This is a genomic window from Rhizobium sp. AP16 (genome assembly GCF_000281735.1).
Classification (GTDB): Bacteria; Pseudomonadota; Alphaproteobacteria; order Rhizobiales; family Rhizobiaceae; genus Rhizobium; species Rhizobium rhizogenes.
Window position 1 is genome coordinate 89,554 of record NZ_AJVM01000073.1, and the last position, 13,314, is coordinate 102,867.

Annotated in this window: 13 protein-coding genes; 3 read left to right on the forward strand and 10 right to left on the reverse strand. The window is 61.2% G+C overall.

All coding sequences use genetic code 11. The features are described from left to right. Positions 1-96 precede the first annotated feature (96 nt). Complete coding sequence (locus PMI03_RS24675; RefSeq protein WP_007699939.1) at positions 97-879, forward strand: TylF/MycF/NovP-related O-methyltransferase; 783 nt, start codon at positions 97-99, stop codon at positions 877-879. On the opposite strand, the gene PMI03_RS24680 is transcribed toward PMI03_RS24675, so the two are convergent. Further along, the gene (locus PMI03_RS24680; RefSeq protein WP_007699943.1) at positions 845-2,464 is read right to left on the reverse strand and encodes an ABC-F family ATP-binding cassette domain-containing protein; all 1,620 of its coding nucleotides are present in this window, start codon (positions 2,462-2,464) and stop codon (positions 845-847) included. The genes PMI03_RS24675 and PMI03_RS24680 overlap by 35 nt on opposite strands. Before the next feature lie 262 nt (positions 2,465-2,726). After that, positions 2,727-3,026 (reverse strand): DUF1127 domain-containing protein, encoded by a 300-nt coding sequence (locus tag PMI03_RS24685; RefSeq protein WP_007699945.1) that lies wholly within the window; start codon positions 3,024-3,026, stop codon positions 2,727-2,729. A 196-nt stretch (positions 3,027-3,222) separates the two neighbouring features. Here PMI03_RS24685 and PMI03_RS24690 point away from each other — a divergent pair, with 196 nt between their 5' ends. Continuing rightward, entirely contained in the window at positions 3,223-4,176 is a 954-nt protein-coding gene (locus PMI03_RS24690; protein ID WP_007699948.1) for a LysR substrate-binding domain-containing protein, read from the forward strand. Positions 4,177-4,200: 24 nt separating this feature from the next. Here PMI03_RS24690 and PMI03_RS24695 read toward each other — a convergent pair whose 3' ends face one another. From PMI03_RS24695 to PMI03_RS24715, 5 genes are all read right to left on the reverse strand, one after another. Beyond that, positions 4,201-4,845: a TetR family transcriptional regulator gene (locus PMI03_RS24695; protein WP_007699950.1), complete on the reverse strand. Its 645-nt coding sequence runs from the start codon at positions 4,843-4,845 to the stop codon at positions 4,201-4,203. Positions 4,846-5,037: 192 nt separating this feature from the next. Further along, positions 5,038-5,475 carry an MAPEG family protein gene (locus PMI03_RS24700; protein WP_007699953.1) on the reverse strand — a complete coding sequence of 146 codons (438 nt, stop codon included), beginning with the start codon at positions 5,473-5,475 and terminating at the stop codon, positions 5,038-5,040. A 43-nt stretch (positions 5,476-5,518) separates the two neighbouring features. After that, positions 5,519-6,109, reverse strand: a complete 591-nt coding sequence (locus PMI03_RS24705) for a hypothetical protein (protein WP_007699956.1) — start codon at positions 6,107-6,109, stop codon at positions 5,519-5,521. 3 nt (positions 6,110-6,112) lie between these two features. Beyond that, positions 6,113-7,597: an IMP dehydrogenase gene (gene guaB, locus PMI03_RS24710; protein WP_007699958.1), complete on the reverse strand. Its 1,485-nt coding sequence runs from the start codon at positions 7,595-7,597 to the stop codon at positions 6,113-6,115. A 215-nt stretch (positions 7,598-7,812) separates the two neighbouring features. Beyond that, the gene (locus PMI03_RS24715) at positions 7,813-8,685 is read right to left on the reverse strand and encodes an MBL fold metallo-hydrolase (RefSeq protein WP_085997461.1); all 873 of its coding nucleotides are present in this window, start codon (positions 8,683-8,685) and stop codon (positions 7,813-7,815) included. 347 nt (positions 8,686-9,032) lie between these two features. Here PMI03_RS24715 and PMI03_RS24720 point away from each other — a divergent pair, with 347 nt between their 5' ends. Next, positions 9,033-10,457, forward strand: a complete 1,425-nt coding sequence (locus PMI03_RS24720) for an MFS transporter (protein WP_007699962.1) — start codon at positions 9,033-9,035, stop codon at positions 10,455-10,457. Between the two features lie 31 nt (positions 10,458-10,488). Here PMI03_RS24720 and PMI03_RS24725 read toward each other — a convergent pair whose 3' ends face one another. From PMI03_RS24725 to PMI03_RS24735, 3 genes are all read right to left on the reverse strand, one after another. Beyond that, positions 10,489-10,872, reverse strand: coding sequence for a VOC family protein (locus PMI03_RS24725; protein ID WP_007699966.1), 384 nt, complete (start codon positions 10,870-10,872; stop codon positions 10,489-10,491). Between the two features lie 63 nt (positions 10,873-10,935). After that, positions 10,936-11,655, reverse strand: a complete 720-nt coding sequence (locus tag PMI03_RS24730; RefSeq protein WP_007699969.1) for an RlmE family RNA methyltransferase — start codon at positions 11,653-11,655, stop codon at positions 10,936-10,938. Further along, positions 11,652-13,232 (reverse strand): Ppx/GppA phosphatase family protein, encoded by a 1,581-nt coding sequence (locus tag PMI03_RS24735; RefSeq protein ID WP_007699971.1) that lies wholly within the window; start codon positions 13,230-13,232, stop codon positions 11,652-11,654. The genes PMI03_RS24730 and PMI03_RS24735 overlap by 4 nt, the downstream gene beginning before the upstream one ends. Positions 13,233-13,314: the final 82 nt, after the last annotated feature.

Below are 13,314 nucleotides of genomic sequence, written 5' to 3' on the forward strand. Positions count from 1 at the left end.
ATTGATGAGGACAGGGAAATATACTCCAACATACTGACGGTCGCCTTTCCACCTGTGTCAGGTAATGGATTTTTAACCATGAAATTGGAGGGCAATATGGACAATTTCTTCATTACGAGAGACTTCGACTGGCAGATACGGCGATCGTCCAATATCGACAGGTTTCTTAATTTGCTCACCAGGCGGTTCGGATTTAACGCCAACACCGCCGATATGATCGACCGATCGATCTACAAATTTACCGGCCTTAAATTTTCGCCGACCCGTTCGGGAATTTCCACGAATGTGGAGCAGAGAATGAACATGTACCATCTGGTTTCACAGGCACTTGCCTATGACATAGATGGAGATCTGGTCGAGGTTGGCTGCAATGAGGGCCAATCATCCGTGCTCATCACAAAAGTCATAAACAGCTTCAGTTCCGATAAGAAACTGCATGTTTATGATAGCTTCGAGGGGCTTCCGTCCGCACGAAGCGAAGACGGAAACTCCTACAAGAAAGGCGATCTGGCAACATCTCAGGATGTGCTGATCAATAATTTTGCCGCACATGGCCTGGAGCCGCCCGTCATCCACAAAGGATGGTTTGAGGACACGCTCTCACAGGGCCTGCCGGATAAGATATGCTTTGCGTATCTGGATGGCGATCTCTACGATTCAATATTGGTCAGCTTGAAGTATGTGTATCCTCGCCTGTCCAGAGGAGCCGTTTGTCTTATTGACGATTACTGCGATCCAAGCATCAACCCGGATGGCTGGAACCATTTGCCCGGCGTCAAAAAAGCCTGTGACGAATTCATGGCGGATAAGCCGGAGAAGATTTGCTACATCTATTCCGGCTCGTTCACACATGCATATTTCCGCAAGAGCCTGAATTAGACCGCGCCGACAGCTCCAATCGACGCGAGATCCCGATATTCTCCAGAAAAACCTCATCGTGACTGACCACCAGAAGAGCGCCATCATAAGCTCGCAATCCCGCCTCGACGGCGGCGATGGAATCGATATCGAGATGGTTTGTGGGTTCGTCGAGGATCAGCAGCGAAGGCGGTGTCGAGCCGCCGAGAACGCAGGCTAGACCAGCGCGCAGCAATTGCCCACCGCTGAGCCTGGAGACAAGTTGAAGTGCGGCATCTGCCCTGAACATGAAGCGGGCAAGGGCGGCGCGGCAGGCATTTTCATCCGATTGCGGGTTTATCCGCCGGAAGTTATCGCGGATCGAGAGAGACGGATCGAGCAGGCTGACCCGCTGGTCGAGCATGGAAAACGTCGTCATGACACGCACCGTCCCCGTCCAGGATTTAATCTCTCCGGAGATCAGCGCCAGCAATGTCGTCTTGCCCGAACCATTCGCGCCGGTGACGGCGATCCGCTCCGGGCCTGTGATATCAAAGGAGAGATCGCGGATGATCGGTTGGTCCGGCCGATAGCCGGCGGTTACACTGTCGATCTTCAGGACGATCTTGTTGGCCGGCAGCCCGGTCGGCGGAAGCCTGACGGACAAAGGCTGGAGGATTTCGATACGACGGCGGGCGGCAGTGGCCTCCTCAAGCGCTTCCGTCCGCTGGCGTTCGGCAAGGCGTGCATTCTCGCCGCCCGTCATTTCGCTCCGTTCCTTCATCCCGCCCAGCAGGATACGCGGAATGCCACCCTTGGCGGCCTTCTTTTTGCCCATACGATCTTTTCGCGCCTGCCGCTCCACCGTCGCCTGCGCGGCGCGGACAACCTCGGCGACGCGCTTTTCGGCATCGGCAAGGTCGTGTTCCGCCGCTGCGAGTTCGAGTGCCTTGCGCTCGCGGTAGTGGCTCCAGTTGCCGCCATAGCGCGTGGCGCCGAGCGACGTCAGCTCGACGATGGCGTCTACCGTGTCGAGCAATGCCCGGTCATGGCTGACGACGATCGCGCCGCCGCGCCAGCTTGCGAGCAACGCGACCACAGCCTCCCTGCCCTCACGGTCCAGATTATTGGTCGGTTCGTCGAGAATAAGAAAATCGGGGTTGGTGAAGATCAGTGCGGCAAGGCCGGCGCGCGTGCGCTGGCCACCCGACAGCGCCGCAAGACGCGTCCAAGGTTCCGCATCGAGGCCGGCACGGTCGAGAGCAGAAGCCAGACGCGTTTCCAGCAGCCAATCCGCCGACGATAGCTCATCAGTCGTCGCTTCACCCGCTTCGGCGCGGTGAAGAACCGCTAGTGCGTCCCGTATCTGGAAGAGATCGGCGATGGTTTCGTCAGGCTCAACCTGAACGCTCTGGCGGAGCACACCGATGCTGCCCGCAAAGGAAATAGCCCCGGATTGCGGGGGCTGCTCGCCGGCAATGAGCTTCAAGAGCGTCGTCTTTCCGACGCCATTGCGGCCGACAAGGCCAGTGCGCTCGGCGCCGAAACTCAGATCGAGATTGGAAAAAAGCGGCCGGCCGTCAGGCGTGGACCACGAAAGATTGGAAAGTGTGATGGATGCAGGCATGGATATGGAATTCCCCGGTAACAAGGCTGGAAGGCATTGTGATCGAGTTGAAATCCATTGCGGCACACATCCTGTTGGAATGACGGATGCCGATAATTTAAGCGACAACCATTTTCAGTTCAAGCCTACCTCGATAGTGTCGAGAAAGCTGAGGACACGGCTCTTTGAAAAGAAAAAACCCGGTGTCGGCACTGAGGCCGGACACCGGGCAAGAAGCAGGGCTTATTGGCTATCACCCTGCGGGGAAACGGCTTGGCCGGCATCAGCGGCGAATGCTGTCGAGGCCGAAGAGGCGCGCGCGGTGACGCGCCGAATTGCTCAACTGACAGGACGGATCCTCGAAGAAGGTCGAGGTCGTCAGCGCTGACATCAGGTCCTGGCGTGTCAGGCCGATATCCATCAGCTGGCTGTCGTTCAGCTCATGCAGATAATTGATCTCGCGGCGGTTGCGGAATGTGCGCCAGACCTTTGCCATCTTATCGAAAGCAAGCGTCAGGCGTGCCGTCAGGGGCAGCGACGGCCTTGCGTGGCCGAGATGTAGTGTCCGGTCTGTCGTGCTCATTTCAAGGTCCTTTCCTTCAGGCACGCGCTAGCCGAGCCCCTTCCCGGTGGTGCGGGAAAGGGGTTGGCTGGGAGGAATTCAGCAGGAAGTCTGTCGATTGGTATGCTGATTTGCATTAGGAAGATGCCAAACACCTATTGATCAGTCCAACGAATGTTTCTAATGGTAAGCATCAAACTCTTTTATAGGTGAGATCATGTCCGCGCCGCTTGATAACGATCAGTTGCAGACCTTCATCGCCATCGTGGATTCCGGCAGCTTCACCAAGGCCGCCGACCGGGTGTTCAAGACGCAGTCGGCGGTGTCCATGCAGATGCGCCGGCTGGAAGAGCGCGTCGGCAAGCAGCTTTTTATCAAGGACGGCCGCGGCAACCGGCTGACCGCCGAAGGCGAAAAGCTGCTCAACTATGCCCGCCGCATCATCCGCCTGAACAATGAGGCGATCGCCGCCTTCGACGACAACCGGCTCGAGGGCACGCTGCGCATCGGCACGCCCGACGATTATGCCGACCGCTATATGCCGGAGATCATCGGCCGCTTCGCCAAGACGCATCCGAATGTCGAGCTCTATATCGTCTGCGAACCTTCCGTCGATCTCGCCGAGCGCATGCATCGCGGCGAACTCGATATCGCGCTGGTCACCCATAATCCACGTGAGAGAATGTCGGATGTGGTGCGGACCGAGCCGCTGTGCTGGGTCGGATCGGCCAATCATCCGCTCCGCGACGACGCGCCCATTCCGCTCGCCGTCGGACGACGCGACTGCCCGTGGCGTCAGCTTGCCTGCTCAGCGCTCGATGCCGGCGGCCGCGACTATCAGGTCCTGTTCACAAGCTGGTCCTGCACCGTCGTCGCGTCCGCAGTCCTTGCCGGCATGGCGGTGTCGGTGATGCCGGAATCGGCGCTGCGCACGGGCATGAAGGTGCTGACCCAGGCCGACGGCTTCCCGCCTTTGCCGCCAGTTCAGATCGGCATCATGAAGCGGCCGGGCCTTTCGGTGTCGTTGATGAACGCCATCACCGCCCATATCTCCGCCTGCCTCGACAACATCACGCCGGCAGCGATCGACGACGATCTCGATGGCGAGGTGAAGACCTTTCCGCGCGCCTATCCGCGCCTACGCGCCGGACATATTCTCCCGGGTTGGTGAGAATTATAGGCAGTAGCTAAAGCCCTACTGCCTATTGCCTGCCGTTGGCTCCGCAAACAGCGTCGCCCGGATTACCTGCTTCCATTCGTTGAGCATGCGGACCGCCAGCGCCTTGTCGCTCATGATGGCGAGGCGGACGGAGGCGCCGATCAGATGGCTGAAAAGCTGGGTGCGAGCCTGCAGATCGATGGAGCTATCGGCCGGGAGGAAGGGTTCGATACCCTTGAGAAAGATCTCGGCGACGCGATTGCTATGCTGGATGTTGAGCTTCAGCAGATCCCCGTCCATTTCCGTCCCGAGCCACACGCCCATATAGGTCGGATCGCCACGAAATTCGCGGTAGTACCAGTCGACCATGCCGCAAACCAGATCGACGGCATGGTCGAGTGACGTTACGGTGGCGAAGACTTCCTTCGTCTTCTGCTGAACGAGAACCGCGTGGCGGTCGAACAGCGCCGTGACGATCGCCGCCTTTTCAGGAAAATATTGGTAGACGGAACCAATCGGTACGCCGGCCACGGCAGCAAGCTCCGTCATTTTCATGGTGCTGACGCCTTTTTCCGCGATAAGCTGTGCCGCCGCCGCCAGGATGACATCGACGCGCTGGATGCTACGCTCCTGTTTCGGCTGCTTGCGGAATTCGATGCGGGCTGGTTTTTCCGGGCTCATGCATTTCCCGTTTCATTGTCACAAAAGCGACGCCCGAAGACGCGGGCAAGCTATGCCTCTGGCATACTCAATGGACGTAAAGGGGAAAAGTCCAATTTTACATGCAATATGTAATAGCGCACTCCCGCCGAGTCGACAAAGGCCGAAGTATGCTCCGGCCTTTGTATTCGCATGGAACGACGCTGCGGACAGTCAGGCCGGCATGGCCTGCGTAACGGCGAGCCAGACGGCAAGCCAAGCCCACATGCCGGCAAGGACGATATAGCCAAGGGCGAAGAGCGGGCTGCGATAGCGCAGATTGTTGCTGGTGACATGCACATAGGCGTGGGCGTAGCGCGTGGCGACGAAGATCCAGGCGAGGATTACGGCCGGCAGATTATCCGCCTGTGCGATGAACAGCGTGATACAGCAGGCATGAAAAAGGACGGGGAGCTCGAATTGGTTGGCGATGCTGTTGCGCACTACCAGGCTCCCCGCCGCCTCGTTGGCGGCATGGTTCTCACGAAACTGCGATAGCCGGATCTTACCCGCCTTGACGAGGTCGCGGCGGCGCAGGCCCAATAGCCCGTAGAGAATATAGACAAGCCCCGCATGGGCCACCATGGGCCACAACATTTCATAGCCGGTCACGCCGCCAACTCCTTTACGATTTCAAAGCGGCTGAAGCGACCGCTCACGACGGTCTGGATCCGCCGGGAGACAGGTAACGAAAAATCGAGAAACGGGCCAGCAGAATGATGGTGATGACAAGCGACAGGAACTTCAGCCGCACGATGATCGGCAACAGGCCCGAGAGCAGTGCCACAGTGCCGTCCGACGGCGTGGCCGGCGGATAGAGCAGCAGCCCGGCGATATTCTCCGCATAATCCACCACGCCATAGACGATCGGCAGGCAAAAGATCGCGGTAATCGCCGCCGATGGAATTGACCGGCCGAAGAAGGTTCCGCGCGGCCCGACCAGCCGCAGCAGGCAGAAGAGGAACCCGCCGAGCACCAGCGGGAAGATCAATTCAGGCCCAAGATACATGGAATGCAGGATATCAGCCGGATCGGAGTGATCCTTGAGGTAACGCACCATGGCAACGACATCTTCGGCCTCGTAGCCGCCGATGCGCGCGTCCAACATCTGCTGGCCCGCCGATGCATTGCGGAAGGCGGTGACGAAGCCCGCATAGATCCAGGCAAACAGCGCCAGCGACAGGGCCGCAAGGATCGCCGTCAGGCCCTGGATGGACCTGACATTGTCTTCAGCGCCATTCGGCATCGATCAGCCGCCGGAACCCGGATAGTTCGGGCTTTCGCGGGTGATGGTGACGTCATGGGCGTGGCTTTCGCGCAGGCCCGCGCCGGAGATGCGTACGAAGGTGGCGCGCTCCTGGAAGTCCTTGAGATCGGCGCCGCCGACATAACCCATGGCAGCCTTGAGGCCGCCGGCGAGCTGGTGCAGCACGCCCGAGACCGGGCCCTTGTAGGGCACCTGACCTTCGATGCCTTCCGGCACCAGCTTCAGCGTGTCGCGCACTTCCGCCTGGAAGTAGCGATCGGCAGAGCCGCGTGCCATGGCGCCGACGGAACCCATGCCGCGATACGCCTTGAACGAGCGACCCTGGTAAAGATAGACCTCGCCCGGGCTTTCATCGGTGCCGGCCAGCAGCGAGCCGACCATGGCGGCGGATGCGCCGGCGGCAATCGCCTTGGCCAGGTCACCAGAGTACTTGATGCCGCCATCGGCGATAACAGGGATGTTCTGATCCTGCGCGGCCTGGACCGCCGACATGATGGCCGCGAGCTGCGGCACGCCGACGCCGGCGACGATGCGGGTCGTGCAGATGGAGCCGGGGCCGATGCCGACCTTGACGGCGTCCGCGCCGGCATCGATCAGCGCTCGCGTGCCGTCATAGGTGGCGACGTTGCCGGCCATGATGCGAACCGAATTGGTGAGCTTCTTGACGCGAGTGACGGCATCGAGGACGCGCTGCGAATGGCCATGGGCGGTATCGACGACCAGCAGGTCGACGCCAGCATCGATCAGGCGTTCGGCACGCTCGAAGCCGTCGTCACCGACGCTGATGGCGGCGGCGGCGCGAAGGCGGCCCTGCGCGTCCTTGGAGGCATTCGGATTAAGCTGCGACTTTTCGATGTCCTTGACGGTGATCAGACCGATGAGGCGACCTTCGCCGTCGACAACCAGCAGCTTCTCGATGCGGTGCGTATGCAGCAGGCGCTTGGCTTCCTGCTGCTGCACGCCGTCGGCAACCGTGATCAGGTTCTCGTGGGTCATCAGCTCGTGGATCTTCTGCTCCGGATTGGAAGCGAAGCGGACGTCACGGTTGGTGAGGATGCCGACCAGGCGCTGCGACTTCTCAACGACAGGAATGCCGGAAATGCCGTGGGCCTTCATCAGGCCGAGCGCGTCGGCGAGCGTCGCGTCGGGGCCGATCGTCACCGGATTGACCACCATGCCGCTTTCGAATTTCTTAACCTGGCGGACCTCTTCGGCCTGCTGCACAGGGGTCAGATTGCGGTGGATAACACCCAGGCCGCCGGCCTGGGCCATGGCGATGGCAAGACGGCCTTCCGTCACCGTGTCCATGGCGGCCGACATGATCGGCAGGTTGAGCTCGATATCCTGGGCGATGCGGGTGGCGATATTCGTCTGGCCGGGCATGACCTCGGAGTGTCCCGGCTGCAGGAGCACGTCGTCGAAGGTAAGGGCGTCTAACCCGGTTGACGTTTCAATAATGCGAGCCATGGCCAATTCCTTCGTCTTTAAAAAACAGGACAGCTCCGGAACGAATCGTCTACCGGGCGATCTTGCAAGTGTTGCTTGGAAGTTGGCGAGGGCTGGTAACACGTCTATGACAGGAAGGGAATAGTAAAATGCGCTGGGCAGCCGCAGGCCAGCCCGAGCGCAAATGCATAGCCAATCTCAGGACGCTTTTCCCGGCATCTTTACGCTGACCATCCTCACAGATCGAACTGATAGGTCTTCGGCACATAGCGGAAACCTTCCGGCTGCTTCTCGACAAAACCGACAGCCGGGAACGGCATGTGAAAGCCGAGGAAAGGGATGCGGTCGGTAGCGATCATGTCGAAGACGCGGCGGCGGGTCCTGGCGGCCTGCGCCTTGTCCGTATCGAAGCGAACTTCCCAATCCGGGCGCCCGAGCGACAGAATATAGTGGTTGGCCGTATCGCCGGTCATGACCAGCTGCTTGCCCTCCGATTCGAGATGGAAGACGAGATGGCCGGGCGTGTGGCCCGGAGCAAGCATCGCGGTCATGCCGCTGACGATCTGGGCGCCCTCCTTGAGGAAGGTCATCTTCTCGGCAAAGGGTACGACATTGGCAAGCACCGCCTTGTGGCCGCCCTCTGCCGGTGTTCCCTCGCGGGCCTTGTTGGTCCAGAATTCGTATTCGATCTCGCCGGTGACATAGCGGGCATTCGGGAAGGCGGGCGCGCCCTCCTCCAGCAGCCCGTTGATATGGTCGCCATGCAGATGCGTTAGGGCGACCACAGTCACCTGCTCCGGCGTATAACCAGCGGCCTTCAGGCCTTCACGGAGCCGACCCAAGCCGCGGGCGCGGCCGGCGGCACCGAAGCCGGTATCGACGACGATGAGGTCGGAGCCGGTGTCGATGATGGCGGGCGCATAGCTGTTGACGAATTTCTCGGTCGGCAGGAAGTTCTGCGCCAGGAGCTTGCGCACCGTATCCGGCGTCTGGTTCGAACCGAAGGTTTCCCAGGGATTGTCCATGACGTTTGCGCCATCCTTGACGACGGTGACGGTGCAGGATCCCAGTTTGAACCGATGGGTTTCGGGCGGCAGAACAACACTCATGATCTCATTCTCTCCAATGGTGGCAACGTAAGCCGCGCCTGTCATCGTCATCGGTCGTTGCAGGCTGAAACACGATCTTTCACGGCTGGCAATTTGGCCATGACATATCCAGCCAAATCCGCTAATAGACCGAATGACGTTTTATGCGTTTAGCATTTACATGCGCTTAGCATATGTCAAACCTGGTAACCTATACCGGGCCATATCAGGCATCACGAAGACGTGATGCCCGGGAGGCCACGCGGTAGATTCGGGGATTGGCAGAGACAGTACATAGGACTACAGAGCGAGTGCCCGCCGCAAGCGGCGCCCTTTCCCGAAGACACCACCCATCAAGGCATCTGCCTATGAATCGCATCGTTCCCCTGATCCTTGCCGTTGCGCTCTTCATGGAACAGATGGATTCCACGGTGATCGCAACCGCGCTGCCGGCGATTGCGAATGATCTCCATGTCGGTCCAATCACGCTCAAGCTGGCGCTGACCTCCTACATGGTGTCGCTGGCGGTGTTCATCCCGATCAGCGGCTGGATGGCGGATCGCTTCGGGGCGAAGAACATCTTCCGGATTGCCATCGGTGTCTTCGTCGTCGGCTCGATCCTGTGCGCCGTCTCGGGCGGGCTCCTGGAATTCGTTGCCGCCCGCTTCCTGCAGGGTGTCGGCGGATCGATGATGACGCCGGTCGGGCGTCTGGTTCTGGTGCGTACGACACGGAAGAGCGACCTGGTCTCCGCCATGGCGCTGCTGTCCATCCCTGCCCTTGTCGGGCCACTGGCCGGCCCGCCGCTCGGCGGCTTCATCACCACCTACGCGTCCTGGCACTGGATCTTCCTGATCAACGTTCCCGTCGGCATCCTCGGCATTATCCTGTCGTCGATCTACCTGCCGGAGGTCGAGGCGACGAAGCCGCCGAAGCTCGATTTCATCGGCTTCCTGCTGACATCCTTCGCGGCCGCTGGCGTCGTCTTCGGCATGTCGGTCATCAGCCTGCCGGCACTGCCGCCGGCAATCGGCATCTCGGCCGTCACTATCGGCTTCGTCTGCGGCTTCCTCTATGTCGGCCATGCGCGCCGTCACCCGGCGCCGATCCTTGACCTGACGCTGTTGAAGAACGCCACCTTCCGCGCCTCCGTTACCGGCGGCACGCTGTTTCGCATCTGCATCGGCGCCATGCCGTTCCTGACGCCGTTGATGCTACAGCTCGGCTTTGGGCTCAATCCGTTCCAGTCGGGCCTGATCACCTTTGCCGGCGCCATCGGCGCCATCTCCACCAAGTTCATCGCTCGCCGCGTCTTTACCGCCGTCGGCTTCAAGACGGCGTTGTTGTCGGCAGCCGCCATCACGACAGTGACGACGATCTGCACCGGCCTGTTCGAGCCCACCACATCGCATCTCGTCATCATCGGCGTGCTGCTGGTCGGCGGCTTCTCTCGCTCGTTCTTCTTCACCGGCATCAATGCGCTCGCCTTTGCCGACATCAGCGACAAGCAGGCAAGCCAGGCGACATCGATGAGCTCGGTCATGCAGCAAATCAGCCTGGCGCTCGGCGTTGCCGTCGCCGCGATGATCCTGGAAACCTCGACCTTCTTCAGCGGCACGGAGCTGCAGGTCAGCGACTTCCACATCGCCTTCTACTGCATATCGATCCTGACCGTGCTTGCCACCATTCCCTTCATCCGCATGGACCGCAATGCCGGCGCCACGGTCTCTGGCCACAAGGCCGGCCTGAAGCGCGTCGCAGCGACGGAGCCGCAGCAGTCGGTGGTGAAGTAGTTTCTTCTACACGCCGGGGAGAAACGAAAACCTATTCAGGCTTCTCGCAGACGGCGCTGAGCTTGTTGCCATCGGGATCGCGCACGTAGGCCGCATAGAAATTGGCATGGAACGACCGCAGGCCAGGCTTGCCCTCATCGGTGCCGCCATGGGCGAGCGCCGCCGCGTGAAAAGCATCGACATCGGCGCGACTTTCCGCATGCAGGGCGACCATCGAGCCGTTGCCGATCGTCGCGGCGCGGTGATCATAGGGAACCACCACCCAGAACCGGCAACGGACGTCGCCATCGGCGGCATAGCCGATTTCCTCGTCCGATTCGCGTTGGCGCCGGTAGCCGAGGATAGGCAGAACCGCGTCATAGAAGCTGCCGGCGCGCGGAATATCGTTGGAACCGAGCGTGACGTAAAGAAGCATGGTGATGATGTGCCGCCTTCAGTATCGAGGGGACTGCATCATCGACCAAAAGCCACTGCTAAATCAAGCGCTTATTGTGCCATGCTCGACATTGCGTCCCTTGAAGCCTTTTGCCAGCAGGAACATTTCGACCGATTCCGCCCTGGATGCGCCCGGCTTCACATGAACGACCTGGCGGAAATTCTGCTTCAGCAGGTTCAGGAGGTCGCGCTCCGTGCCGCCCTGGAAGGTCTTGGCGAGGAAATGCCCGCCCTCGGCCAGAACTTCGATTGCGAAATGCGCGGCGACCTCGCAGAGATGCATGGTGCGCAAATGGTCGGTGCGGTGATGGCCCGTCGTCGGCGCAGCCATATCTGACATCACCAGGTCCGGCTCGCCGCCGACGGCATCGACCAGCCGCTGCGGCGCGTCAGGGTCGAGGAAGTCGAGCTGCAGAATGGTAACGCCCGGCAAATGCGCCATTTCCAGAAAGTCTATGGCCGCGACGCGAATATCGTCTTCCGTCGAACCGGTCACCTTGGCCGCGATCTGCGACCAACTTCCCGGTGCCGCACCCAGATCGATGATGCGGCGCGCGCCCTTCAGGATCTGGTGCTTCTCGTCGATCTCCAGCAGCTTGAAGGCGGCGCGGGCGCGATAGCCTTCAAGCTGGGCGCGCTGCACATAGGGATCGTTGATGTGCCGATGCAGCCACTCCCGCGAGGAGGCCTTCAGCTTCTTTTTCTTGACGCGCTGACCGAGCTTACGGCCCGTGCGATTACCGGCGATGGTTGGCTTGGTCATGCCTGCGGTCCCTTTGTATCCCTCGGTCGATGGCCGCGGCGCGAGCGGCCACGCCGCCACACACCGTCATCCGCCATCATATCGGTAAGCAGTCCTTCGCGCAGGCCGCGATCGGCGACGCGCATGCGCGGGCTCGGCCAACGGCGGCGGATCGCCTCCAGAATGGCGCAGCCCGCCAATACGAGATCGGCGCGATCCGGTCCGATGCAGGGATTGGCGGCGCGGCCGGCAAAATCCCAGGAAAGCAGCTTGGCCTGCATCGCGGTCACTTCGTCGTCCGACAGCCAGACACCATCGACCCGGCGACGGTCGTAGCGCGGCAGGTCGAGATGGACGCCGGCCAGCGTCGTCACCGTGCCCGACGTGCCGATCAGATGGAAATCGGCGCTGTCGCGCGTGGCCCCATGCACCGGCGGGCAATCAAAGCGTTCGAGCATACCTTCGACTTCGCGAACCATGGCCTCGAACAATTCCGGCGTGACATCGCGGCCGCCATGACGTTCCGAGAGCGTGACCACGCCGACCGGTAGCGAGGTCCAGTGGGTGATATGGTTGGCAAGCCGGCTGGAGCGGTTTTCGCCGATGCGGATGATGGCGATTTCCGAGGAGCCGCCGCCAATATCGAAGAGCACGACGGAGCGCGCCTCGGGACCCACCAGCGACGAGCAACCGGACACGGCAAGCCGCGCCTCGGTTTCGCGATCGATGATTTCAAGCTGCAGCCCGGTTTCTTCAATGACGCGGGCGAGGAAGACCTCGCCGTTTTCCGCCGCGCGGCACGCTTCGGTCGCGATCAGCCGCATGCGGCGGATCTCGCGGGTCTTCAGCTTGGCGGCGCAGATACGCAGGGCCTCGACGGCCCTGTCCATGGCGTCACCCGACAGCCTGCCGCTGGCGCCGAGCCCCTCGCCGAGGCGGACGATGCGGGAAAAGGCATCGACGACGCGGAATTGCCCCGGGCGCGTCGGCTGCGCGATCAACAGACGGCAATTGTTGGTGCCGAGATCGAGCGCCGCATAGAGATCCATGGGGCGGGAATCGGGATCGGCTTGCTGATGCGACGCTGAGCCCTCGCGGCGCTGCTGCGGCTGAAGACGATGATCGTTGTGGGCAGGAGCGCGCTCTGCCGCAATGACGGCGGCGGGAGCGACGAGCTGCGCCGTCTTCTCATGCGCCAGCGGCCGGCCCTGCAGGCCGCGCTTGCTGCGGTGCTTGCGCCTGTTCTTGCCACTTTTGTTCGACGAGGCATGGCCATGCTCATCCGCAGCGCGCTGGTCCGGCGCGGCGGAGGCCTGTGGCTGCTGTGACTGGGAGGAATGCTGCGCGCCATCCTGCGCTCCGCCACGAGAACGGCGTCTGCGCTTGCGCTTCTTGGCCGGGAAACCGGCGTCCTGATCTGCTGGGCGTGTCGCCACCGCGCCGGACTTGCCGGTCTGGTTGGCCTCCGCAGACAAAGCGTTCGGACGGGCTTGACCGCCACGCTTACGCTTAGCGCGCCGGGAGGATTTACCCTTCCTGCGCTCTGCTACCGACGCCCCGTCTGCCTGCGGCGCTCTGCCGCTGTCGGGGTCACTCACGTATCTTTTCCACCGCGCCGCGCAAGGCCAACCGGCATGCAGCAGGCGCTCATTTGATTTTCGTTGGGCGGAGAATACCAGC

Coding starts and splice junctions, on each gene's coding strand:
- PMI03_RS24675 (WP_007699939.1), top strand. CDS start 97: ATGGACAATTTCTTCATTACGAGAGACTTCGACTGGCAGATACGGCGA.
- PMI03_RS24680 (WP_007699943.1), bottom strand. CDS start 2,464: ATGCCTGCATCCATCACACTTTCCAATCTTTCGTGGTCCACGCCTGAC.
- PMI03_RS24685 (WP_007699945.1), bottom strand. CDS start 3,026: ATGAGCACGACAGACCGGACACTACATCTCGGCCACGCAAGGCCGTCG.
- PMI03_RS24690 (WP_007699948.1), top strand. CDS start 3,223: ATGTCCGCGCCGCTTGATAACGATCAGTTGCAGACCTTCATCGCCATC.
- PMI03_RS24695 (WP_007699950.1), bottom strand. CDS start 4,845: ATGAGCCCGGAAAAACCAGCCCGCATCGAATTCCGCAAGCAGCCGAAA.
- PMI03_RS24705 (WP_007699956.1), bottom strand. CDS start 6,109: ATGCCGAATGGCGCTGAAGACAATGTCAGGTCCATCCAGGGCCTGACG.
- guaB (WP_007699958.1), bottom strand. CDS start 7,597: ATGGCTCGCATTATTGAAACGTCAACCGGGTTAGACGCCCTTACCTTC.
- PMI03_RS24715 (WP_085997461.1), bottom strand. CDS start 8,685: ATGAGTGTTGTTCTGCCGCCCGAAACCCATCGGTTCAAACTGGGATCC.
- PMI03_RS24720 (WP_007699962.1), top strand. CDS start 9,033: ATGAATCGCATCGTTCCCCTGATCCTTGCCGTTGCGCTCTTCATGGAA.
- PMI03_RS24725 (WP_007699966.1), bottom strand. CDS start 10,872: ATGCTTCTTTACGTCACGCTCGGTTCCAACGATATTCCGCGCGCCGGC.
- PMI03_RS24730 (WP_007699969.1), bottom strand. CDS start 11,655: ATGACCAAGCCAACCATCGCCGGTAATCGCACGGGCCGTAAGCTCGGT.